Raw genomic sequence first — 25113 nt, 5'->3', positions numbered from 1 at the left:
ACCTCTGCGATTGATCCATGTTTCCATCGGCATCCGCTCGCGAGGCGATAGCAAAATATGATGCGCGAAACGCGGCATGACGCCGGCCAAAAGCTGCTGGGACTGCGCTACGGCGCCAGCGCGCTCGATATCCGCGCGGGGATTCGGCAGTCGATCACGCAATTGAATGGCGTCGCCGTGAGAGCCGCGAGCCTTGGGCGGCGAATCACTCCGCGCGCTGCCGACCGGGCGACGGACGCGCTCGATCAGGATGAGCGCTCGCCCTGGTTCTGGCGCAGCTTTATTATCCTCGTGCTCGTCCCCGCCTTGGCGAGCTTCATCTACTTTAAATTTTTGGCGCCCGATCAGTTTATTTCCGAAATGCGCTTTGCCGTCCGCGGCGCAACCGAATTGCTTCCGGGCAGCGACACCCTGGCGGCGTCGGGTCTTGGAACCCTGGCCGCCCTCAACGCCAATCAGGATCTTTTTATCATCGCTGACTATATCAATAGTCAATCGATGGTCGACGATCTTTCGAAAGAGATCGATTTGCGCGCCATTTTCAGCACGCCCAAGGCTGATTTCCTGGCGCGGTTCAATCCTTCGGACTCGGCCGAGGAGCTCTTGCGCTACTGGCGCAATGCGATCGACGCCTCCGTGGAAGTGGCTTCCGGCATTCTGACCGTCCGGGTCAGAACATTTGCGCGCCCTGATTCGGTGCGGCTCGCCGCCGCCATTCGCGCCCGCTGCGATATTGTCGTAAATCGGCTGTTGGATCGGATGAGGCGCGACATGATCGATCGCGCAGAGACCGAGGTGACCATCGCCAGAGATCATGTCGGCGCCCAGCGCGCCAGCCTCGAACAATTCAGAAACACGCGGATGTCGATCGATCCGCTCGGCTCGGCGAAATCCTTGAACGGCACCATCACAGAGTTGCGGCATGATCTTATCGAGATCGAGGTGAAATTAGCGAGCGCCCGCAGTTCGCTGAGGGCCGGCTCCTTGCAAATCAGGATATTGGAGGGGGATCGGCAGAAGCTGGTCAATCAGATCGCGGCGCTGGAAGCTAAGATCACGAGCACAAATCTCGAGGCGTCCACTGTTTCCGCGGCGCTTGTCGAATATGATCGGCTGGACGTCCAAAAGGATCTCGCCGAGAAAAGAGCTGCGCTTGCGGAGCGGTTGCGCGACAATGCTCGGGCGGACGCTAACCGCCATCATGTTTATCTCGTTTCCATCCAAGACCCGACGATGCCGCAGCGCTCGCTGTTTCCTCGCCGGGGCCATATGATTTTGATAATCTCCTTCGGCGCGCTGTGCGTCTGGTCGGTCCTGACGCTGACGCTTAGCAACGTGCGCGATCATGGAAGATGAGGCGCGGGGCGACGGGCGCGGCTGACGCGGCATTTTCATGAGCGAAGCGGATCTCAAGACCCATTCCGCCGTACGCGTTCCCGCCGACACGACGGGCGAGCCCGCGCTTGACCATTTCGTCTTGCGGGAAGATCTGCGCCGCGTCTCGGTGCCGATCGACCAGTTCGGCTCATGGCGGTGGCACCAGATATCTTTCGCGCTCTGCGTGCTTCTGCCCATCGCGCTGGCCGGGATTTATTATGGATTGATAGCTGCGGACAAATATGCTGCGGAATTCCGCTTCAGCGTCAGATCGGCGGCCGCGCTTGTCGGCGAGGACGACACTGCTTCGCTGTTGACGCGCGGTGCCGGAGCGCGCGACGCCGGCGCGCATGACGCTGGAGTGTTGCCCTATATGGTGGCGAGTTATTTGCGAAGCCGCAATGTGGTCCGCGAACTCGATTACGAGGGATGGCTGCGGGCGGCGTTTTCTCGCCATCAAGCCGACTGGTTGTCTCGTTTTGACACAGCGGGGAGCGAAGATGAGCTCTGGGACTATTGGCAATCGATGATCACCATCAACGTCGATCGCGTCTCGGGACTTGTGCTCGTCCGCGTATTCGCCTTTACGCCTGACGACGCGCTGACCTTGGCGCAAGCCGTCGCGCGCGCCGCCGAAACAATGGTCGATAATGTCGCCGCACGGGCGCGTCGCGACGCCCTATATGACGCCGAAGAAGAATTGGAGCGCGCCAGCCTGCGTTATTCGGCAGCGCTTACCTCTTTGCGAGACGTACGAAATCAGGAGGGAATGGTCGATCCGAAAAGCACGATCGACGCCGCCGCCAGCACTTTATTGGGCGTGGTGCGCGAGAAGCTTTCCTTGGAGCGTCAGCGCGACGTCAATCTCAAGGTGCTGTCGCCGGACGCGCCTCAGCAAAAGGTTATTGCCGGTCAGATTCAGGGGCTCGAATCAGAGATCGTCTCCCTGACGGCGGCTCTGACAAGCCGTGAGGGAGACGCCAAAACGGCCGCGCGATCCATTGCCCAGTTTGAAAAGCAGGAGCTTGAACGTCGATTTTCGGAGCGTCTCCTCGGTGTGGCGCAGGCCGCCTACGAACGCGCGCGAGAGGAGGCGGAGCGACAGCATGTCTATATCGCGGTGTTCGTCGAGCCGAAAAAGCCGGAAATTGCTGAATATCCGCGCCGCGTCCGCTTGGTTGCATTCGCCGGCATGTGCGCCTTCGCGTTGTGGAGCGTCATGATGCTGGTGATCGCCGGCGTTCGGGATCATCGAAATATCGGCTAGACGCCTTTGCGCTGGGGCCGCTCAATAAAGTCGGGGATGCGATGTTATTCAGTATCGACGAGGATGTCGGCGCGCGGATTATCGGCTGGCTGATGCCGGACAATCCAGCGACAACGCCGCGCGTGATCGTTCATCTCAGCCCTGAGAATCACGTCGTCGTGGAGGCCTTTGTCTATCGTCCATTGCTGAAGGAGCAAGGCCTTCACAATACCGGCATTTGCGGCTTCGTCGTGGACGAATCGAACTGCCCGGGACTGACGGCGGCGACAAATTTGGAAATCATCGACGCCGACAACAATGTTTTGATCTATCGGCGCCGTCAGGACGCCAAACTCATCGAACACAAGCTGTTGCGCCTCGAAACGCAATTGTTCCGCTCCTTCAGCCTCGATGAGGAGCTGATCGGCCGTTTTCAGATGTCCTACAAATCGCTTGAGCTGTTGCCCGAGGAGACGACGCGGTCAGTCTTCGCCATACCTTTCACGAACTCGATCTTTGCGTCGGGCCGTATTTTCTGGAGGGTTTGGGAGCCGCTGCTGCGAGATCGCGACTTTAAAATAGGCATTCTTCTGCGCGATCCGTTCGAGGAAATGTCGGAACGGCTGCTGATCCTGAAGTGGGCCTCATCGCCGGAGGCGAGTTCGAGCGCAAGCGCGTTAATGCCGGTTTTGCAGACATGCACAGGAGCGGTTCGCGACGTTGATCTTAGCAATGAAGCCGCGCTTGAGGCTTTGCTGGCGCATCCGCCTGATGAATTGCGCGCGCTGCTTTACAATCCGCTAGTCTATCAACTGGCAGCGCCCAATGCGTTTGACCCGCCGCCGACGCCGGCAAGCGCCGCCGCGCTCGATTCCCTTGCAGAAATGGATGCTGTGGGGCTGCGCGACGACGCCGATTCGTTTTTGAACCTCCTCGCCGCCGTTCTGGACCTGCCGGATCGGCTTCCCTCGGCTGCGCTCGGCGCAAGTAAAACGGTGATCAGTTTTGCAGATATGCTGCGCGACATGGGCGCCGCCCGCGCCTTGATTGAACAGGACCTTGAAGTTTATGCGGAGGCCGCGCGCGTCCTTGCGCCGACGCCAGCGACGGCGAGCGCTTGACGGCGGCTGGCGCCAGCGCGCCAACTTCCATCGTCGGCCTGATCGGCGTCTGTGACGTCGAAGGCAATGGGCCCGACTATGTCGCCTTGAGCGAACGCCCGTGGCTTTCGATCGCGCCGATTTCGCTTTTTGCGCCGGGCCGCTGGTTCAAAATGCGCTACCGGCTTGGGCTCTATGACCGCCCGACCCGGCCGTTGATCAGCTACCGTCGCGGCGCTCAGGAGATCGGCCGGCATATTCTGCCTGGTCCCGTGCTCGGACGCGCGGAATGGATCGGCGTCGTTCCAAAGGACGCAAGCGAGGTATGGATTTCGCCCGTCGCGGAAGCCGGGCCGTTCAACTTCGTCATCGAGGCGATCGAAGTCCTGTCCATCTCGGATCTATTTCGCAGGGGTCTGAAAGGAGATCGCTCGCGATTTTTCAGCGCGCTCGGCACCTGGGCTTTGGGCTGGCAAAATGAAGCGAGGGAGAATTTTTGCTGGGCGACGCAGCACGCGCCAATGAGTGATTGGCCCGACCATCGCAACCGGCTTTCCGTAGCTCCAGATCTCGAGGGAGCCGAACGGCCGCGCTGCGACTGGTCCAAGGCCCCGACCGTAAGGCTTATCGCCCGCCTTGCCGACGGCGTTTCTGCGGAAGACATCGAAGCGACTATCGACTCGCTGCGAGCCCAGATTTTTCCGCGCTGGACGCTATGCGTTTTTGGCGGCGTGGACAATGGCGCGAGTTGGATCGGCAAAGATCCGCGCGTGAGCCGCTTGAAGAGCAGCCCGCTTGAGGGCGCTGATGAAGACCTCATGACCTTCATCGCGTTTGGCGACCGCCTAGCGCCCCACGCGCTTGCCTGTTTTGTGGAGAGCAGCCACAGGGCGCCCGAGGCGCGCGTCATCTATTGCGATGAGGACAATGGCGCGACGCCAATTTTCAAACCGGATTGGAGCCCGCGTCTGCAGGCGGCAAGACCCTATGTCGGGCGACTGATGCTGACCCGTCTTTCGCATGCGCGGAGCCGGATCGACGCCAAGACGCTGGATGAACGCGTCTTTGCCAGGGAAATTCTGCGCGATATGGAACGCCGGGACGTGCTGCATATTCCGCGCTTTCTGATCCGGGCGACGCCTGCGCCATCCATTGCAGTCGATCCGCCGCCCCGCACAGTAAAGAGGCCAAGCGTCACGATCGTCATGCCAACGCGCGATCGGGCGGAGTTGCTGCGCAAAAGCGTTACGAGCCTTTTGGAGAAAACGTCCTATTCGGCGTTTGATCTCGTCATTGTCGACAATGGGACCACCGACGCGCGGGCTCTTGCGGTGCTTCAATCCCTGACGGGCGATTCGCGCGTAAAATTGCTGCGCGCGCCGGGGCCGTTCAACTTTTCGCATCTTTGCAATCTTGGCGCCGCTCACGCGCGAGGCGAGGTCCTTATTTTCCTCAACAATGACGTCGAAATCATCGACCGCGATTGGATCGACAAATTGGCTCCCTTGGCCCTCGACCCCAAGGTGGGGGCGGTTGGCTGTAAACTGCTCCATCGGGATGGGCGCATTCAACACGCGGGAATTGTTCTTGGCCTTGGCGAAGCCGCAGGCCATTGCGACGCTGGCGCCGAGGCCAACCAACTCGGTTGGCTTGGCCGCAACGGGGTCATTCATGAAGCATCGGCGGTGACGGGCGCTTGTCTTGCCGTGGAACGCGCCAAATTCGACGCCGCCGGCGGCTTCGACGCTGTTCATCTGCCGATTGAGTTCAACGATATCGATCTTTGTCTGCGGCTTGAAGAATTGGAGTTTCAAACTCTTTGGACGCCTTTCGCGCGGATCGTCCATTTCGAGTCGGCGAGCCGCGGAAAAGCCACATTCCGGCGACTTGAGGCCCATGCCGAGGAGCGCGCATACTTCAGGCGCCGTTGGGGTCATCGCTTGCGGGATGACCCGTTCCACCATCCGGGTCTCTCGCTGTTCAGCCTTTCTCTCATGCTGGCCTGAGCGAAGGCGGTTTGTTGCGCGATTCGCGCAAAAGCGGTATCTGACCAAATTGCCTCTCGGCAATTGCCTGTGATCAACCTAGTGGCGGCGCGGAGGAATGAGTGGCCCAACTCGCCGTGAGAGGCAAGGCAAAGGAAACGCCGGCGCAAGCGGCTACCGATGAGCCGATCGTCTCCAGAGCGGATGAGACTGCGGGCGACGAGCGTTTGGCGCTGAAACGCGAACTGCTCATGGTGCAGGATCACCTGGCCGACATCGAAGCGCGGCTGGCGCGACTGCGGCCTTTTGTTCAAGCGGGCTCTTTGCTTCGGTCGGGCTTCCGCTTGATCTTCCGCATCTTTCAACTGGCGCTCAATTTCGCAGGCTTGATCCTGCATTGGCGCACGACGCTCCGCCGCATTAATGACGCGCGGTTTCGCAGCGAGCGGTTGACGTTCGACCCCGCGCGGAAGATCTGGACGCGCCGGCTCGACTTTACCGCGTTGGCCGGACATTTACGACGCTCATTCGGCCTATTTCACCCTGCGCTCTACAGCGTCCGGCCGCGCCAAAGGCTCGCCCTCGCGCGGCGACCGAGGATTTTACACGCGATCGCCAATGTCTGGGTTGGAGGCTCGACGCAGCTCATTGTCGATCTTCTGGATTATCTTGGGCACCGCATCGACATGGAGGTGATCACGTCGTCATTGCCTCCCCATGGTTCGCACCAAGGCATGACGATCAAGGTTGCGCCGCAGCCGGCCTCGCGTCATCTTGTGCGCAGCATTTTCACCCGCTTTCGGCCTCATATTGTGCATGTGCATTATTGGGGCGATGTGGACGAGCCCTGGTATAGGGTGGTTTTTGAGATCGCCGCCGAATTTGGATGCCCGATTGTGCAGAACGTCAATACGCCCGTGGCGCCCTTTGCGGATGTCACCATCGCGCGCAATGTCTTCGTATCGCAGAGCGTGCTTGATCGTTTTGGCTCAAGCGTTCCGGCTGAGGTCATCCACCCTGGCGTTGACCTCGACCGTTTCGCGCCGCCGATGGTGGAAGATCCTGACGCCTTCGACGCAATCGGCATGATCTATCGGCTGGAAAACGATAAGCTGAATGCGGACGCGGTCGAGCTTTTTATCGCTATCGTCAAAAGGCGGCCGAAGACCCGTGCGATCATCATTGGCGATGGATCATTGTTCGCGCATTTCCGGGCGCGCGTCGAACAAGAAGGCTTGCTGTCGCATTTCGAATTTACTGGTTTTGTCCCTTACGAGGATTTGCCCGCGCAGCTGGCGCGGTTTAAAACTTTTGTCGCACCAGTGAGGCAGGAAAGTTTTGGCCAAGTGATTCCCTTTGCGATGTGCGCCGGAAGGGCGGTCGCGGGCTATCGGATCGGCGCCGTGCCGGAGATTCTGGGCGGCGTTGAGACTTTGGGCGAATCGCTCGATGAAACGGCGAATATCATCGTCGATCTTCTGGATGACCGCGATCGGATCGCGGCATTGGGCGAACGTAATCGCGTCATCGCGCTGGAGCGTTTTTCCGTCGAGCAAATGGCGGTCGCTTATTCCAATCTCTACCGGGACCTTGCGCCGCAAGATATCGATGTGCTGCGGGGGCTTCCCGACGCCATAAATTTTCCGTTGTAAATGAATGCTGCGATGATGACGGGCAGAACTCTCGTTACCGGCGCCAGCGGCTTTCTCGGGCGAGCGCTGGTTCCAGCTCTCCTGGCGTCGGGCGATACTGTGGTCGCGGTCGGCCGCAAGGCTTGTCCCTTTGCGCCGCACCCGCGACTCTTGTGGCGCCAGGTCGATCTCGTCGATTCCGCCGCGCCCTTAAAGGAAATTCTAGCGGGCGTCGATACGATCTATCACTTGAGCTGGTCGACGATCCCCGCCGACGCCAGTCTGACGCCGTCGGAGGATGCGCGGGTCAACATCGTCGGCTCCTTGCGCTTGCTGGAGAACATCGAGCAAGGAACGCGACCGCGCTTCGTCTTCGCGTCTTCGGGCGGCGCTATCTATGGCCGATTGATTCAAACTCCCGCCTCGGAGGACCACCCGCTTAACCCCCTGTCCGCCTATGGCGTTTCCAAGCGCACTGTTGAAGCCTATCTCGATTTTTTCGCGGCCTCGGATGCAATCCGCGCCGTCTCGCTCAGGATTGGAAATCTGTTTGGGCCGGGGCAGGATGCTACGCGGTTGTTTGGCGCCATCACGCATTTCTCAAGAAGCGCGCTTGCCGGCGTTCCCATCGTCATCTTCGGCGACGGCGGCAATGTTCGCGATTATGTCTATATCGACGATGCGGTGGATGCTCTGACGCGCGCGGGCCGCACGGAAACCTCATCTCGCGCGCTCAACATCGGTAGCGGGGAAGGGCGCTCCTTGAACGAGATTATCGCTGTTCTGCAAAAGCTTTTGCAAAGACCCCTGGTTGTCGAGCGCAGGGCCGCGCGGTCCTTCGACGCGCCGGTTTCAGTGCTCGACCCGTCGCGAGCGCGGCGCGAGATCGGATGGTCGACGCAGGAGCCTTTCGAAGAGGGCGTGCTTAAAACGATGGCGAGCCTCGCTAAGATGACGCCATGAAGATCGCGCTTTACGTCCATTGCTTCTTCCCAAACCATTTCTATGGCACGGAGGCCTATGTTCTAGCCCTCGCCAAGGAATTGATCGCTTTGGGACAGGAGCCCATTGTGGTTTCGGCGACGCTCGCTGGCGAACCAACGCAAAAGAGCCTTATCGAAGACTATGTTTACGAAGGCGTTCGCGTCATCTCGATCGACAAAAATATGTTTCCGAACCGCAGCGTGCGCGACACCTTCGAGCAACCGGCGCTGCGCCATTTGCATGAGCGTCTACTGCGCAAACTGCAACCGGATGTCATTCACGTCTGCCACCTCATCAGCCACACCACCGCGCTGCTTGATGTCGCGCGGGTCATGGGGATTCCAGTCTTCGCAACGTTGACCGATTTTTTTGGGTTCTGTTACAACAACCGCTTGGAAAACGCAGAAGGAGCGCTTTGCGAAGGGCCGGACGAGATGCGGGCCAATTGCATCGCTTGTTTCCTGAAACTCGTCGGCGGCCGCACGGACGCCAAGCCGCTGGCCAAGCTCGGAGGCGATCCGCGGCTACGGCCTGCCGTCTCAAAGCAACTCGCCAAGTTAGGGCGGCGGGAAGAGAGTCCTTTCAGCATCGGTGGTTTCGAACCGAATGATATCGTCGTCAGGCCGGACATTCTGCGCCGGGCGATGGGCGTCTATTCCGAAGCGATTGCTCCGACCCTGTTCTTGAAGCGCGCTTATGAAAGCAATGGCTTTCCAAGCCGCATGCACATCAGCCACTTCGGAATTGACATTGACCGCAGCGCAAAACCGTCGCGCAAAAATGGCGATGGCGTAAGGCTTGGTTTCATCGGCCAATTGTTTCCGCATAAAGGGGCGCATCTTCTGCTCGACGCATTGTGCGACAGCAAGCGCGCTAATCTTTCTCTCACGGTGTGGGGGCCGTCAGACCAAGATCCAGCCTATTATGCGCTGTTGCGACAAAAGGCGGAGGGACTTCCCGTCACGTTTGCGGGCACCTTGCCTCGGGCCGAACTCGCGCGAGCTTTCGCGGATTTGGACTATCTCGTCATTCCATCCACCTGGTACGAGAACAGCCCGCTTATTCTGCTGCAAGCGCTCGCCACTCACACTCCGGTCATCATCTCAGACGTGCTGGGGATGACGGAATTCGTCGAGGATGGCGTCAACGGCTTCCACTTTTTGCGTGGAGAAGCCACAAGCCTGACAGCCGTTTTACAAAAGGTTGCGGATGATCCGAGCATTGCAAGCTCCATGAGCGCGGCGACGTCCTACGATCGCATGCCGGCCGACATGGCGCTCGATCTTCTCGCGATGTATGGCGCGCATGGTTTGATCAGTCTTGAGGCGCAGGACGCTGAGATTGCGCGCGCGATGGGCAAGGAGGCCGATCAAAGCGGTCTGGATGCTGCGCAGCTCGGCATCGAAGGCCCTCTTGAGCCGTGGCTCATGCACAATGAGGCCGTTATGTACCTCACTGAAGCTGAGCGGACGCATATTGCGCCGTTTCCACCGCTTGCGCTGATGCAGGAAACCTCGGGGTTGCATCGGCCCGAGGATTTCGGCCGGCACGGCACGGACATTGTGCGCGCTTTGGCGGCGGCGAGCCCGCAGCCATTGAATTCATATCGCTCCTGGCTCGATTTTGGGGTGGGCGTCGGGCGCGTCGCCCGGCTCTTTAAAGGTTATCGCGGCGTCTACGTGGGGGTCGACGTCGATGCCCGCATGGTCGAATGGGCGCGGGGCAATCTGCCATGGGTCAACGCCTTGCGAACGGTGCCGCGGCAATCTCTTCCCTGCGCGGATGCTCGGTTTGATGCTGTCGTCAGCATCTCGGTTTTCACGCATATGAACGAAAAGGACCATTATTTCTATTTGGAGGAGTTGCATCGCGTCACCCGGCCAGGAGCCGTTTTGATGCTCACGGTTCACGGGGAAAGAGCGCTGCAGCGCGCGGCGTCAGAGCCGATCGTCTTTGATCTTCTCGGCATCCCACCGGCTGCGCTCCAGGGCGCCGCAGCCGCCCTTGCCGACGGCTCAGGGTTTCACTTCACCCGACAGGCCGGCCACCTCACCTCTTCCGGCTATGATTACGGCGTGACCTTCGTCAATCGGCGATGGATCGACGCCGTTTGGACAAAATGGTTTGATATCAGCTCCTATGTCGAAGGGGCGATTCATGATTTTCAGGATATCGTCGTCGCGAGACGCCGATGAGGCCAAGTTGAGAGCATGGAGCGAGGCTGAGTGAGCGCTGCAGGATCTGACGCCGCCGAGATCAAGTCGGGCGCGCTGGCCAAGGCGCATGCCGCTGCGCTGCAAAGGGCGGCGGGAGCCTCGGAAGAATGGCGCCGCTCGGCGCGATCCTTGCGCACCGCCAAAGGCAAGAAGATCGCGCGGCCGGCTTGGAGCGTTGGCGCCCGGATCGGCTACTATACTTTTAGTCAGGTGCGGCGCTCGCACAGCGGGCTCATCGGGTTTCTGCTCTTATTTGTGACGCCGGCGGTTTTATCGGTCGTTTATTTCACGCTCATCGCCTCGAGCCAATATACGTCCGAGGCGCGTTTTGCGGTCAGGGGCGGCGAACGCCCTCCCACGGACGCAATCTCGGCTCTGACCGGCCTTGCCTCATTCACACAGGTGCAGGATTCGCTCATCGTTGTTAACTATGTGAAAAGCCAAGCCATGGTCGAGGAGCTTGAGCGAAGCATCGACCTTCGAGGCATCTATTCGCGAGACAGCATCGACAAGCTTTCCCGCTTCGACGCTGACGATTCGATCGAGGACTTCGTCAAATATTGGGCCGGGCGCATCAAACTCTCGGTCGAATCGCCGTCAGGAATTGTGACGCTGAAGGTCAGCGCTTTTTCGCCCGAGGATGCGCTTAAGGTCATTAATGCCACGGTTGATCTAAGCGAACGCCTTGTGAACGAACTCTCGATGCGCGCACGCAAAGACGCGGTCACCGAGACCGAGGCAGAGCTTGAACATGCGGAAGCTCGCCTCGGCGCCGCGCGCATCGCTCAGCGCGACCTTCGCAACGAGCAGGCAACGCTCGATCCTCGCAGGACGGCAGAGGGAATCAGCAAATTGATTTCGGAACTGCGTCTTGAGAAAATTCACCTTGAGCAGGACCTAACCGCCGCCCGGCGCGGCGACGTCAGCGATGATGCGCCCCAGGTTCAGATCATGCGCACCCGCGTCGAGGTGATCGGCGAGCAGATCGCCGCGCTCGAACAACAGGTGACGTCGCAAGACGGGACGCAATCTGGCGCAATCTCGGGCAAGATCACCCGCTTCGACGAACTAGAACTTGAGCAGCAGATCGCCGAAAAGCAATATACGCTAGCCGCTGCCGCCCTTGAGCGGGCCCGGATCAACGCCGAAAGCAAAAAGGTCTATCTCGCTACCTTCGTCCAACCCGTTCTGCCAAGGGATCCAACCTCTCCGAATAGGTTGCTGTTCAGCCTCCTCAGCGTCGCCGGCGCGGCGCTCCTCTATTTCCTCGGAATGGCTGTCTGGCGCGCGGCGCAGCGCAAGTTCGCGACATGAGGCGAAGATGATCCGGCTTGATGGCGTAACGAAAATTTACAAGACAGAGAACCATCGCAAGGTTGTTCTCGATAACGTAACCTACACGTTCGACACGAGATATTCATATGGGATATTCGGACCCAATGGAGCGGGAAAGTCCACTTTGCTGCGCCTCATTGCGGGCACCGAGCTGCCGAACACGGGAAAAATTCGGCGCGATCTAACGATTTCCTGGCCGCTCGGCTTCGGCGGGGGATTTCACCCGTTTATGACTGGTCGCGAGAACGTCAAATTCGTTAGCCGGATCTATGGCGCGGACACGAGGCGCGTCATCGATTTCGTTGATTATTTCGCCGAACTCGGTAATTATTTCGACATGCCCGTCAGCACCTATTCGTCCGGTATGGGCGCGCGCCTTGCCTTCGGCCTCTCGATGGCGATTGATTTTCAGTGTTATCTCGTCGATGAAATTACCGCCGTCGGAGACGCGCGCTTCGCTTTGCGAGCCAGACGGGCTTTTGACGAAAAGCGGGGGCGTAGCACCATGATTATGGTGTCGCACGACATTGGAACAGTCAAAGCTTATTGTGATCGCGGCCTGGTGTTGCACCGGGGCAAGCTTGTCGCTTTTGGCGACATCGACGACGCAGTCGAATTTTACCGAAAAGTTAACTAGGGCATTGATGGTAACATAACTTCACGTGTAAAAAAGGGCTCGCGATACTCGGTACTGCCGCCGTCGTTCAACTTCTGCAGCGGGGCATTCTAGCGAGCCGGGGAACCCAGTGCGGTAAAAGTTGAGGACAACATCAACGGCGATGCATTCATGCCACAGGCCCAATCGAATCTTTGATTCAACTCTCATTGAGGTCGCCTTAGGGGGCAACGATTAATAAAATGGATCTGGAAGCGGAGACCGCAGGTCTGGAGAAACGTCTTCAAGGCAAGAGGCGGGGGGCCGGCTCGGTTGCGCGCAGTATGTCGTGGACACTAGGGCTGTCCTCTGGGCGAATGATGCCGTGGCTTCGCCGTCTATTGCGCTGCCCGAGAAGAAATCCGCTATTCGATCGAGAGTGGTATATCCGGAAATATCCGGACGTCGAGAGGGGCGAACTAGATCCTTACGAGCATTATCTGCAGCATGGGGCAGCGGAGGGACGCAACCCTAATCCGCTGTTCGATACAAATTGGTATCTTAGGCAATATTCGGATGTGAAAGAGAGCGGCATAAATCCGCTGCTGCATTTCTTTCTCCACGGTGCGGCCGAGGGGCGCGATCCCAATCCTCTGTTCGATACAACTTGGTATCTTGAAAGAAACCCAGATGTCGCCGCATCCGGGACAAATGCTCTCTTCCATTACGTTCGATACGGTTCGAAAGAAGGCCGCGACCCTCATCCTCTCTTCGACGTGTCGTGGTATCTAGCGGAAAATCCAGATGTTGCTGCGAACGGCATCGATCCTCTCGCCGATTATCTGCTGCACGCTATTCTGGGAGGTCGTGATCCGAATCCGTTTTTCGACACTGACTGGTACTTAGCGCAGAATCCAGACGTCGCTTGTTCGGATCGCAATCCACTCGCGCATTATTTCACAATCGGTGCCTCTAATGGGTCTAACCCTTCCTCTCGGTTCGACGCAGCGTGGTATCTTGATCGTAATCCCGACGTCGCACGTGCGGGAATGAACCCGCTGCACCACTTTCTTCAACACGGTCGAAGGGAGGGACGAGCACCCTCTCGAAATCCTGATTTTGGCTTTCCAACCGCGGTCGACAGCGCCGAGATTCATTGCCTAAAAGCTCCTTCACTCAGCGACGAGATGGCTCTTTTCGTAACGCATTCGCCGCACGGGCGATTGAAGCCGCACGTGCGGCACTATCTGGACAGCCTCAAACGACAGCGCATAGCCATTGTCTTAATTGTGGCTGCCGATGACGCACCCTTTTCGGCGGCTGACGCGGAACTCCTGGACCAAATGGATGGAATTTTCGTCCGTCGTAACGAAGGCTATGATTTCGCTGCCTGGGCGCATATTCTCCGTCTGCATCCCGAGCTTTTTAAGGCAAAGATCCTTTATCTGCTTAACGATAGCTTGTTTGGACCGACCAACGATGATGCATTCCAGAATCTGTTGCGAGTAATTCGAACGAGTCCCGCAGATTTCCTGGGATTAACAGACAATTATGAATACAGTTGGCATATTCAGAGCTATTTTCTGGCGCTCAAGCCTCGCGCGTTATTGTCGGATGCTCTTCGCAAATTTATCGACGGCATCGTCTCTTACGCGGACAAGAATGATGTCATCAAAGAATACGAGATTCGTTTTGCGTCGACCCTAATGGCTGCAGACCTAATCTGTGAACCCATTTTTCCATCAACGACAGAAGCGGTCAACCATACAATCTTCCACTGGAAACGGTTGATCGCAGCGGGTTTCCCTTTCATCAAGGTGACGACAATCCGCGATAACTTCCCGGGCGTCGACATAAGTGATTGGCGCGAGGTTCTCGCCGCGGAGCGTTACGATGTTTCGCTTGCGGAGCGAACGCTTGCGGAAGCCAAAACACCCTCGCAGCGGGACGGCTCATCGACGGAGGCTTTTCTCGATGAGCTGACAAGTGCACGCGGGCAGGAACCTGGGTTGCTCTCGCGCAGCATGCCCGCGCAGCCCACCGCCCCCTGGCCGCTCTGTCGGCGAATGTTGTCGCGGCTCGCCCGCCGCCTGCGCGGCCCGAAAAGCAATCCGTTATTCGACCGCGATTGGTATCTCCGCAAATATCCAGACGTCGAAATGAGCGAACTCGATCCTTACGAGCATTATTTGCTGCACGGCGCGGCGGAGGGACGCGACCCTAATCCGGTGTTTGATACAAATTGGTATATTGAGCAATATCCGGATGTGAAAGAGAGCGGCGTAAATCCGTTAGCGCATTTTTACCTCCACGGCGCGGCGGAGGGACGTAACCCCAACCCGCTGTTCAGCACAGACTGGTATTGCGCAAAAGCTGGACTTCCAAAAGATGATTCGAGAAATCCGTTAGTACACTTTCTCTCGGCCGCCGAGGAAAGGCTCGATCCGAGTCCATTGTTCGACGGTGCCTGGTATACCGCCCAGCATCCCGAAATAGCCTATTCCGAGCTCGGACCCTTCTTGTATTACTTGAAGATTGGAGCGCAACTAGCGCACGTCACGACTCCGCTGTTCGATCCGCTTTGGTATGCCGGCAGCAATCCCGACGTGCCATTGGGCGACGCCTTCAACCATTTTGTGCGGTACGGTCTACAGGAGGGCCGCAATCCCAATCCCTATTTCGACAGTGAGTGGTACAGGGCTACCTACGATGGCTGCGGACCGGTCCCTTTTGTCCATTATCTCACACAAGGACGGATAAAGAATAGCAGCCCCGGTCCACTGTTCGATGCCTCGGGATACCAGCAACGGTATTCGAACTTCTTTGAGAAAGATCAGGATGCCTTGTCCAATTATCTTACCTTTGGGAAGGATCGGGGCTTCAATAGGTTCGACCTATTCGGTATTCTGCCGATGCGGGTCGCCGTCATTGCTCACCTGTATTATGATGATCTTTGGCCACAGCTAGCTCAGGCGCTCCTCAACATCCCGATACCGTGCGATATCTATATAACGATCCCCTCCGATCGGGTCGAGCGACTGGGCTCTAAAGTACTGTCAGTCTTTCCAAATGCAAAAATCATAAACTCGATCTGCGACGGACGCGACATAGGCCCATTCTTGCAGGCGCTCACGGTCATCGATAAGATAATGTCCTACGATGCTATATGTAAGATCCACACGAAGAAGGGCATCACTCAGCCCGACGTCTGGCGCTACATTCTATTGCAATCAGTTCTCGGGAACCGGGGGCTTATCGGCGACATTATTAGGACGTTTCAAACACATCCTAAGGTCTGCCTCATCGGGCCGAAAAACCTTTATATTTCAGGGCCGAAATTCATCGGGCCAAATGGACAGAACGTGTCCAAAGTCGCCAGAGCCCTCTACCCCGATTATAATGGCATCGGAAATTGGGGGTTCTTCGCGGGCAGCATGTTCTGGTTCAGACCCACGCTTCTGCTGCGATTGGCGCAATACGTAGATGCCAACATCAGCTTTGAAATAGACAGTTCGCACAATGACGGCCAAATTGCGCATGCATTGGAGCGAACAATTGGCATGATCGCCAGCCTTGAAGGCCTTGATGTCGGCCTCGTTGATTTATCTTTGCGAGAGGGCGATGATGTGCCGATTCGGATCGGTCCCGCAGTAAATCTCACCGACCAGGTGGAGCCTACCGACTACCTTACTCAGCAGGCGAAGTTGATGCGAGGGCTTTATCCAGTGAATTTATAACCACAGCCCGAATAGTTGGATCCCCAGGAGTCATTCGGACAGTACGGCTGAGGCATATGTTGCGATCTGGTACCGCTGCACATCAGGCCGCCTGCGACTTTGTCCGTAAGTAAGTATCCAGTGGAGTCAGGCTTTGTCAGCACTTTGCGTTGTCGGGTCAATCCGGCAACGTTGGCAAGAAAGCCGCTCCTCAATCCTCGGATGGCATCGCGGCTGTACCTGTCGCCGCGAATTAATAAGACAGGCTAAAAGTGGACAAGCCTGGGCCAACCAGATAACCCTGCTTACCGACCGCTGAGGAGTGATCAGCACGATCAAGGTTCGGTTCGGTGCTGAAACTCGCGTGCGACAGCACATGAGAGTACCAATGATCATGTATAAGATCCTGGAGTTTGGACGAAGATTATCTGGCGCATTGTTCGAACGATATTCGAAACTATCGTTCTTCGGAAAAAGGTTCCGACTCGGGTATCGTCACGACTACCCTGATCTAGCGCCCTCTGGGGGACCCCTTGTGATGCCTAGTAACTCAGAGGCACGGATCAGCAGGTCGCAACATCCGGATGTTCCTCCAGAAGCCAACTTTTGCCCCGAGTTTTATCTCGCTGCGTATCCTGACGTGGCGGCATCGGGAATGAATCCTTACCAGCACTATGTCAAGCACGGTCGTGCTGAGGGTAGGCTCGCGCAGATGCCGGAGGTTGATGGTCGATCCGAAGCTAAGTTTTGTCCCGAGTTTTATCTCGCTGCCTACCCCGACGTGGCGGCATCGGGAATGAACCCTTACCAGCACTATGTCAAACACGGTCGTTCTGAGGGACGACTTGGACACATGCCGGGGATGGATGCTCTGACTCGTTTTGGATCGATGGTCGGTACACGGGAAACGGTCCTGATCGTCAGTCATAACGGAGCGCGAGGGGGCGCGCCAATCCTGAGTTATAACTTGGTGAGGGGGCTCCAGGAGAAGTACAATGTCCTCGTTATATTCCTTGGGCCCGGACCAATCCTCGACGCGTGTCACGCCGCTGGCGCGGTGGTCGTAGGACCGATCCCGATCACGGAATCCACTTCGCTCGCTGATCTCGTCGTAAGACGGATCAGCGATGCGGCGGTGATTAAGTTTGCGGTTATCAATAGCATCGAATCACGCCACGTTCTTCCGGCATTAGCTAAGCGATATGTCCCGACAATCAGCCTGATTCACGAATTTGCAGCGTATATCCGCCCCCATGGTGCCTTTCGCGAAGCTGTACTTTGGTCCGGACAAGTTGTTTTCTCATCGGAGATCACGCGGGATAATGCCTTAACCGAGTATCCCGATTTAGGAGGGCGAGATTACCCGGTAATTCCCCAAGGACGTTGTATCGTTCCCGAAGTGGAATGGCTGGAAGATCCCGCGAGTCGTGGGGAAGACGCGCGAATCCAGCGTGTTCTGCGCCCAGAAGGATTTCCTGCAGATGGCGCGGTAATCTTGGGTGCTGGGTCTGTTGAGTTCCGAAAGGGCGTTGATCTTTTCATTGATTGCGCAGCCCGGGTGTTGAGGCTCGCTCCAGACCTGCAGTGTCGCTTTGTATGGATAGGCCGAGGGTATGACCCTGATGGTGATGTCGCTTATTCAGTGTATTTGGCGGACCAGATCCGGCGTTCTGGTTTGGACAAATATGTTTTTTTTCTGAATGAAGTCTCGGATTTGGCCGCCGTATATGAGAAAGCCGATCTATTTGTGCTCAGTTCGCGGCTTGATCCATTGCCAAACGTAGCGATAGATGCGCTAGCAACTGGATTACCGGTCATTTGTTTCAGCAAGACTACGGGAATCGCAGATATTCTAAACGAAAATGGGTTGGGCACACATACCGTGGCCGACTATTTAGATACGGCTGACATGGCGCGCAAACTGATTGCCCTCGTGCAGTCAAAGGACTTGCGTATCGAAGTCGCCGAGCAATCTTCGCGTATCGCTGGCACCAAGTTTAACATGCAGAAATATATTGCCCAGATCGAGCAGTTGGCAGTGCGACATGCGGAATATTCCATACAAGAAAAACTTGATGCCGAAACAATAGCGAAATCCGATCTGCCGCGACTTGATTATTATCTCTCGCCTACGCAGCAAAATCAGACCCGCGACGAAGTCATTCGGACCTATGTGAGATCATGGGGCAGCGGGGTAAGTCGCCGCAAGCTCTTCCCTGGATTTCATCCTGGTATCTACGTCGAACAACACGGAATCGTGGCGCCTAGCATCAATCCTGTAGCTGATTATCTGCGGGCAGGCCGGCCCAAAGGACCGTGGAACTTCGAGTTGATCACTCCTAGTGAACAGCCAAATCCAATCCCATCTAATGTGCGTATTGCTCTACACATCCACGCCTATTACCCCGATATTTTTCTCGAAATGCTTGATCGACTGAAGCAGAATAGGGTGCGCCCGGACTTACTCATCAGTGTGACGAGTGACGATGCGCGAAAAAAGATCCAAGAACAAGTCAGCACTTACAAAGGTGGGGAGGTTCGGATCCACGTCGTGCCAAACAGAGGCAGGGATATTGGCCCCCTCCTCACGGAATTCGGTGAAACACTTAAAGAGTACGAGCTGATAGGTCATCTACATACCAAGAAAACAGTCGATGTGAAGGATGCATCGGTCGGCAAAAACTGGTATCGGTTCCTGCTAGAAAATCTGGTGGGCGGCAACGCGCCAATGGCCGATATTATTCTTAGCGAGATGCTAGCGAATCCAAAAATAGGCATGGTATTCCCCGATGATCCACATGTTATTGGTTGGGATAAAAATAAGAAGTTTGTAATCCAATATTGTGCCGCTTTTTCCCTGCGCGATTTTCCCGATAATATGAACTCGCCAGTTGGGACCATGTTTTGGGCGAGATCAAAAGCCATCAAGACACTTTTGGACTTCAATTTGGATTGGGCTGATTATCCCTCTGAACCGGTTCCATATGATGGCTCACTTTTGCATGGCCTAGAGCGGTTGTTTGGCTTGGCGGTACAGCAAGCAGGGTTTTGCCTATCAAACACAAATATCATGGGGGTAACTCGATAACAATGAGATGTGTCATTCTTGGAGGTGGGGGCTTTATTGGTTCTGCGATCGCGGACCGCTTATTACTTGATGGACATAGCTTGCGAATTTTCGAACAGCCGAGAATCCAACAGTATCGCTCGTTTTCGGCGGATGAGGATGCGGAGTGGATTACTGGCGATTTGCTCAGCACTCATGATGTGAGCGACGCCATCGACGGTGCCGATGTAGTGCTGCACTTGGTATCCTCTACGCTTCCCAAGAGTTCTAACGATGATCCCATTTTCGATGTCCAGAGTAACCTCGTGGTGACGCTGCAACTACTTAACGCTGTGGTCGCAAAAAAGGTGGGCAAGCTTGTATTTATTTCCTCTGGAGGTACTGTATACGGTAAGGTAGTTTACCTTCCTATCGATGAGCGTCACCCCACTGATCCCCTCGTTTCCTACGGGATTACCAAGCTGGCTATCGAGAAATACTTAGCTATTTTTGAGCGGCTTCATGGGATTAAGACAATTAGTCTGAGGGTCACCAATCCTTTTGGCGAGCGCCAGCGCATCGAGACAGGGCAGGGGGCTGTTGGGGTTTTTCTCCATCGAGCGCTGACGAAGCAGCCCATCGATATCTGGGGTGATGGCAGCACGATACGCGATTTTATTCATATAAGTGATGTGGCGGAGGCTTTCGCACGAGCTGTAGACTACAATGGCTCATGCAGTGTATTCAATGTGAGCTCCGGCGAGGGAACAAGCCTGAACGAGCTCATCATCCTCTTAGAGGAAACGCTCGGTGTTTCCATTGAATGTCGCCGCTTCCCCGCTAGGCCATTCGATGCTCCGGTAAGTATCCTCAGCAATGTTCTAGCCTGGGAGCAGCTGAAATGGGCTCCCAAACTCTCGCTGCGCGAGGGTATCGCTCGGACTGCGGCATGGATGAAAAAAGAACTTAGAAAGTGATGTGAGGGCACGCCGTCGGATCTTCTACTGACTGTCAAAGACCGAGCAGCCGCCTTGACAAGGGCTCCCAAAAATCTCTTTGGTTGATCTATAGTTCGCTCGAAGGTGCCCTCGCAAACTCAACTCAAATTCGCGAGCCTGTGACCTGCCCCTGAATTTCATCCATTGGGGATTAGGGTCCAGACTCACAACCAGTAGCTGACGGTAGCGGCGATGCAGACTGTCGCGAGGAAGTTTATGGCGTTTCGGTCGTAGCGGGTAGCCACGCGCCTGAAGTCTTTCAGGCGGCAGAACATGCGTTCGATGGCGTTGCGGTTTCGATAGAGGAAGGGCGAGAAGCAGTTCTTCCACCTGCGATTGGCCTTGGGCGGGATATTCGGCATAGCTCCGCGCTCCTCGACCTGCCGACGGATCGCATTTGCGTCGTAGCCCTTGTCGCCATGGAGGATTTCGCAAGGAGGAAGTCGCGCGATAAGCTCCGCGCCCGCCGAGCAATCGGCGATTTGGCCGCCGGTGAGCATGAAAGACAGCGGGCGGCAGTCCGCATCGGTCAATGCGTGGATTTTGGTTGTGCGCCCGCCGCGCGAACGGCCGATGGCCTGATTCTTCTCCCCCCTTTGCCGCCACTGGCCGAGCGATGCGCCTTGACCGCCGAGGAGTCGATGAGGACCTGCGCCGGCGGCCCGCCTGCTTGCGCAAGCGCGTGGAACAGATCGATCCAAACGCCCTTAGCAGCCCAGCGAACGTAGCGATTGTAGAGAGTCTTCTTTGGCCCGTACTCCAGCGGCGCGTCAATCCAGCGTCCGCCAGATTTCAGCACATGAATGATCCCGCTGATCACCCGGCGATCATCGACGCGCGCCTTGCCGCGCGTGTCCGTGGGAAGATGCGGCGCGATCTTCGCGAACTGCGCGTCCGTCAGCCAGAATTGATCCCGATTCATAGTCGCTTCCTTTCGGAAGCTGTGAATCACAATCCGCCTGTCACGCCAACCATTTTATGGGTCTGGGCCCTAGGTCATAGACCCATTTGAACTGCTCCCGGATTTTAGGCCAGCCGCTGCTGGAATTTTCGCCGGTTTTGGCTCATGTCGGCAGCGATGCCGGTGAGCCATTGATCAGCGATATCGGGGCTTGTTTCCGATCGCGCTGTGGGGCCGGATTTCGTTGTAGTCCTTACGCCATTCCTCCATTTTCGAACGGGCGTCGTCAAGGCTCATGAACCAGTGTGCGTTCAGGCATTCCGCCCGAAACTTGCCGTTGAACGACTCGATGAACGCGTTGTCGGTCGGCTTGCCGCGCCGCGAGAAGTCGAGGACGACGCCGTTCTGGTAAGCCCAAAGATCAAAGTCGCGGGAAATGAACTCCGATCCCTGATCCACCCTTATGCTCTTGGGGTAGCCGACGACCTTGCAGATGCGCTCCAAGGTCAAAACGACATCCTCGCCGCGATAGCTAAAGCGCGGATCGACCGCGGGCGAGAAGCGTGAGAAGCTATCGACGACAGTGAGCACGCGGATTTTGCGCCCGGTCGCCAACTGGTCGTGAACGAAGTCCATCGCCCACGTCGCATTGGTCTCGATGGCGGCGCAGCGATCGTCGCGGAGCTTGGCTTTCACCCGTCGCTTTGGCGTCTTGTTGCGCAATTGCAGGCTCAGTTCCTTGTAGAGCCGATAGATCCGCTTTGCATTGACGAGCCAGCCTTCGCGGCGCAGCAGCACATGGATGCGCCGATAGCCGTATCGCACGCGCGTCTCGGCAAATCTCCTTGATCCGCTGTTTGAGGTCGGCCTGGCCGCCGCGCTTCGACTTGTAGACGCAGAGCGCTCGATCAACCCTGAGCGCGGAACAGGCTCGCCGGATTGATGCCTTCCAATCCGATCGGACCTCGTCGACAAGCTCCAGCTTGCGGCCAGGCGTTAGTGCTTTTTTGCCAGCACGTCCTGCAGCATGGCTTTGTCGAGAGACAGGTCAGCGACGATCCGCTTCAACTTGGCGTTCTCTTCCTCGAGTTGCCGCAGCCGCTTCATCTCGGAGGGCATCAGGCCGGCATACTTCTTCCGCCAGTTGTAAAACGGCGCATCCGAGAGTCCCGCCTTCCGGCAGACTTCGGCGACCGCCACACCGTCCTCAGCCTGCCTCAGAATGAAGGCGATCTGCGCTTCCGTGAACTTGGTCTTCTTCATGGAACTCTCCTCGTCCCCAAGCGGGGACCGTAAGTGGAAAATTCCAGCTTCAGATGGACCGATTTACCGGGAGCACGTCACTTTCATGTCACCGACGGCCAAAGCCCGCAAAACCGACGACACGCCGGAACAACGGATTTCCAGTCGTGCTGTCGTCCCGAATCAACCAATCTACACCAAGGCATGCCGATGTTGCTCACGATGCCCGAGGAAATGGATGCATGCCTCAAGGGATCGTTCGAGCAGGCAATTGCGCTTCAACGACCCCTGCCGAATGACCTGTTGAGGATAGTCGCGACCGGCGAAAAGGAGGACCAGCCCAGCCGACAACAAACGGAGATATGAAAAGTGTTTCCGAGAATGGAAAAACTATTCACGCCCATGTTCTGTCTTCGCACCGATCATCACTACTCGGCACGATCGGAGCTGGTCGATAATCCACCTATCGGATCGCCGTTGCCGTGACGCATGGTCCGTTGATGTGGCCAACATTATCTTCATGAATGGTCAGCTTATATCCAAAGTGACTGAAGCAACGTTCGATTCCAGGCTTAGATAACCATGAGGCAGTCGGCTTATTGCCGCCCCAGAACGTCCCATAAGCAGTATCACCATATGCCTGCTCATAGAATGTAACCTCTATCCCATCGCAAGCGACGGACTTTGGAATACGTGATTTCGAAATTTCGTCGGGATTATAGTAATGCGTCCAAAGAAATATTCTGTCAGTATGCTTTGACATGGATTTGATCAATTCAAATGGATTCTCCATGTGGTATAGAATCCCTGAACAAAAAATCATGTCAAATGGGTCTGACGTTTCTTGTAAGAACTTCAAGCAGTCCCCGAGAAGAAAACGACTACGAAGAATTTGCAATACCTCTTTGACAATTAAGCATTTTTGAAATGCCTCTGAATTTGCTTCGATAGCCAGAACGCTATCTGCGCCAAGTTTGACCATCTGATAAGTGTGCGCTCCTTCGAGCGGGCCCAACTCGAGAATATTCATGCCCCGCAATGTGCCCGGCGCAAATCCCAGGTGCTTGGCGGCTATAGACGGGCGAGGATCCGAGGCGAACACGGGCATAGGACCAGAGATCACGCCAGGATAAACTTCTTCAATCATTCCGGCCCAATGATCTCGAAACAGATCGATCGCATTTTGATGCGAAGGTACTCGGCTTTCGAACTTACTTTCCAACAAATCCGCCCCCTGCTCTGCCGCAAGCTTGTACTATGGAATCATATAACCCTGGCGCTTACGGGCGTCCATGTGATAACTCAACGGACATTTCACACCTGTAAAATAGACCCGTTGCCAAAAGAAGGGTTTGCAGAATTGACGTTTCCATTCCTTGATCCAAAAGAGGCGCGCGACGTGTTGGTTAATGCCATCAATGACTTCGTCATCGAGCGGATCGATCGCGCCTTTGGCGCTCGCACTGGTCTGCCCCCTGAAAAGTGATCCTCCGTGAAGTATGGGCTTATGAGCCTGATGGAGGACTGCGCAATGCCGAGGAAAAGACACAAGGCGGAAGAGATCGTCGCGAAGCTACGGCAAGTCGAAGTGCTTAGCGCGCAAGGGCGACCGGTCGCGGAGGCGATCCGCTCGATAGGGGTGACGGAAGTTACATACTATCGATGGCGGTCGGAATACGGCGGCCTGAAGGGCGATCAGGTGAAGCGGCTGAAGGAGCTGGAGGCGGAGAATACGCGGCTCCGTCGAGCGGTGTCCGATTTGACGCTTGAGAAGCTGATCCTGAAAGAGGCTGCCTCGGGAAACTTCTGAGCTCCGCGCGTCGTCGCGCCTGCGTGGAGCATGTGATCGCCGAACATGGCGTTTCCGAGCGGTTCGCTTGCCGGGTTCTCGGTCAGCATCGCTCCACGCAGCGCAAGGTTCCGACCAAGCCCGATGACGAAGCGGCATTGATCGCCGACATCACGGCGCTCGCCATCCAGTACGGCCGCTATGGCTACCGCCGCATCACGGCGATGTTGTGGGAGCGAGGCTGGAAGGTCAACGTCAAACGGGTCGAGCGGATCTGGCGACGCGAGGGGCTGAAAGTTCCGGCCAGACAACCCAAGCGCGGGCGTCTCTGGCTCAATGACGGCTCGTGCGTCCGGCTGCGCCCGCAATGCCCCAACCACGTCTGGTCCTATGACTTCGTCGAGGACCGCACTCATGATGGCAGGAAATATCGCATGCTGAATATCATCGACGAATTTACCCGCGAATGCATCGCGATCAGGATTAACCGGCAGCTGAAGGCAGCGGACGTCATCGACGTTCTCTCGGACCTCTTCATCTTGCGAGGGGTTCCGATCCACATTCGTTCCGACAACGGCCCGGAGTTCATCGCCAAGGCGTTGCGTGACTGGATTGCCGCCGTCGGCGCGAAGACCGCCTACATCATGCCGGGCAGTCCCTGGGAGAACGGCTATTGCGAGAGCTTCAACTCGAAGCTGCGCGACGAGCTTTTGAATGGTGAAATCTTCTACACTCTCAAGGAGGCGAAGGTCGTCATTGAGCGATGGCGACGCCACTACAACACCGTGCGCCCGCACTCATCGCTGGGCTACAAGCCGCCAGCCCCGGAGACCCTGCAATGGCCGGCTTCGCAATCCGGACCAGCTTCGCCCGCCACGCCAGCAATAGCGCCAGGGCCGACAATGCACTAACATTCAAACTGGATCACCCCATGGGGGCAGGCCAGCACCAC

General features: G+C 56.8%; 18 protein-coding genes. 14 read left to right on the top strand and 4 right to left on the bottom strand.

The features are described 5' to 3' along the window. Positions 1-57: 57 nt before the first annotated feature. The 12 genes from WDN46_18175 (at position 58) to WDN46_18120 (ending at position 20208) form a co-directional block, all read left to right on the top strand. Positions 58-1356 carry a hypothetical protein gene (locus tag WDN46_18175; protein ID MEJ0095254.1) on the top strand — a complete coding sequence of 433 codons (1299 nt, stop codon included), beginning with the start codon at positions 58-60 and terminating at the stop codon, positions 1354-1356. Between the two features lie 37 nt (positions 1357-1393). After that, positions 1394-2644, top strand: a complete 1251-nt coding sequence (locus WDN46_18170) for a hypothetical protein (GenBank protein ID MEJ0095253.1) — start codon at positions 1394-1396, stop codon at positions 2642-2644. Positions 2645-2685: 41 nt separating this feature from the next. Next, positions 2686-3744, top strand: coding sequence for a hypothetical protein (locus WDN46_18165; GenBank protein ID MEJ0095252.1), 1059 nt, complete (start codon positions 2686-2688; stop codon positions 3742-3744). After that, a complete protein-coding gene (locus tag WDN46_18160) occupies positions 3741-5729 on the top strand; it encodes a glycosyltransferase family 2 protein (protein ID MEJ0095251.1) in 1989 nt (662 codons plus the stop codon). The genes WDN46_18165 and WDN46_18160 overlap by 4 nt, the downstream gene beginning before the upstream one ends. A 101-nt stretch (positions 5730-5830) precedes the next feature. Further along, the gene (locus WDN46_18155) at positions 5831-7360 is read left to right on the top strand and encodes a glycosyltransferase family 4 protein (protein MEJ0095250.1); all 1530 of its coding nucleotides are present in this window, start codon (positions 5831-5833) and stop codon (positions 7358-7360) included. Beyond that, positions 7361-8302 (top strand): NAD-dependent epimerase/dehydratase family protein, encoded by a 942-nt coding sequence (locus tag WDN46_18150; protein ID MEJ0095249.1) that lies wholly within the window; start codon positions 7361-7363, stop codon positions 8300-8302. Next, positions 8299-10518, top strand: coding sequence for a glycosyltransferase (locus WDN46_18145; protein MEJ0095248.1), 2220 nt, complete (start codon positions 8299-8301; stop codon positions 10516-10518). Before WDN46_18150 ends, WDN46_18145 begins: the two co-directional genes overlap by 4 nt. A 30-nt stretch (positions 10519-10548) precedes the next feature. After that, on the top strand, positions 10549-11853 hold the full coding sequence (locus tag WDN46_18140; GenBank protein ID MEJ0095247.1) for a hypothetical protein: 1305 nt from the start codon (positions 10549-10551) through the stop codon (positions 11851-11853). Between the two features lie 7 nt (positions 11854-11860). Then, the gene (locus WDN46_18135; protein MEJ0095246.1) at positions 11861-12511 is read left to right on the top strand and encodes an ABC transporter ATP-binding protein; all 651 of its coding nucleotides are present in this window, start codon (positions 11861-11863) and stop codon (positions 12509-12511) included. 221 nt (positions 12512-12732) lie between these two features. Further along, the gene (locus WDN46_18130) at positions 12733-16206 is read left to right on the top strand and encodes a rhamnan synthesis F family protein (protein MEJ0095245.1); all 3474 of its coding nucleotides are present in this window, start codon (positions 12733-12735) and stop codon (positions 16204-16206) included. Positions 16207-16723: 517 nt separating this feature from the next. Beyond that, positions 16724-19273 carry a rhamnan synthesis F family protein gene (locus tag WDN46_18125; protein ID MEJ0095244.1) on the top strand — a complete coding sequence of 850 codons (2550 nt, stop codon included), beginning with the start codon at positions 16724-16726 and terminating at the stop codon, positions 19271-19273. 2 nt (positions 19274-19275) lie between these two features. After that, positions 19276-20208, top strand: a complete 933-nt coding sequence (locus WDN46_18120) for an NAD-dependent epimerase/dehydratase family protein (GenBank protein ID MEJ0095243.1) — start codon at positions 19276-19278, stop codon at positions 20206-20208. 185 nt (positions 20209-20393) lie between these two features. Here WDN46_18120 and WDN46_18115 read toward each other — a convergent pair. From WDN46_18115 to WDN46_18100, 4 genes are all read right to left on the bottom strand, one after another. Beyond that, positions 20394-21151 (bottom strand): IS5 family transposase gene (locus WDN46_18115; protein ID MEJ0095242.1). Its coding sequence is split into 2 segments (ribosomal slippage): positions 20394-20812 and positions 20812-21151, totalling 759 coding nucleotides; the frame shifts between segments, so codons are not numbered across the junction. A gap of 174 nt (positions 21152-21325) precedes the next feature. After that, complete coding sequence (locus tag WDN46_18110) at positions 21326-22042, bottom strand: IS3 family transposase (GenBank protein MEJ0095241.1); 717 nt, start codon at positions 22040-22042, stop codon at positions 21326-21328. Between the two features lie 84 nt (positions 22043-22126). Beyond that, a complete protein-coding gene (locus WDN46_18105) occupies positions 22127-22393 on the bottom strand; it encodes a transposase (protein MEJ0095240.1) in 267 nt (88 codons plus the stop codon). A 442-nt stretch (positions 22394-22835) separates the two neighbouring features. Next, positions 22836-23519 carry a class I SAM-dependent methyltransferase gene (locus tag WDN46_18100; GenBank protein MEJ0095239.1) on the bottom strand — a complete coding sequence of 228 codons (684 nt, stop codon included), beginning with the start codon at positions 23517-23519 and terminating at the stop codon, positions 22836-22838. A gap of 9 nt (positions 23520-23528) precedes the next feature. Between WDN46_18100 and WDN46_18095 the strand changes: the two genes are divergently transcribed. Both WDN46_18095 and WDN46_18090 read left to right on the top strand, forming a co-directional pair. Next, positions 23529-23858, top strand: a complete 330-nt coding sequence (locus WDN46_18095; protein ID MEJ0095238.1) for a hypothetical protein — start codon at positions 23529-23531, stop codon at positions 23856-23858. Between the two features lie 45 nt (positions 23859-23903). Beyond that, positions 23904-25072, top strand: a protein-coding gene (locus tag WDN46_18090) for an IS3 family transposase (protein ID MEJ0095237.1) whose coding sequence is annotated in 2 segments (ribosomal slippage) — positions 23904-24168 and positions 24168-25072 — 1170 coding nt in all. Because the reading frame shifts where the segments join, the coding sequence is not laid out codon by codon here. The last annotated feature ends 41 nt before the right edge of the window (positions 25073-25113 follow it).

The sequence above is a fragment of the Methylocella sp. genome, from assembly GCA_037200525.1.
Classification (GTDB): domain Bacteria; phylum Pseudomonadota; class Alphaproteobacteria; order Rhizobiales; family Beijerinckiaceae; genus Methylocapsa.
This window is presented reverse-complemented; position numbering and strand designations above follow the sequence as displayed.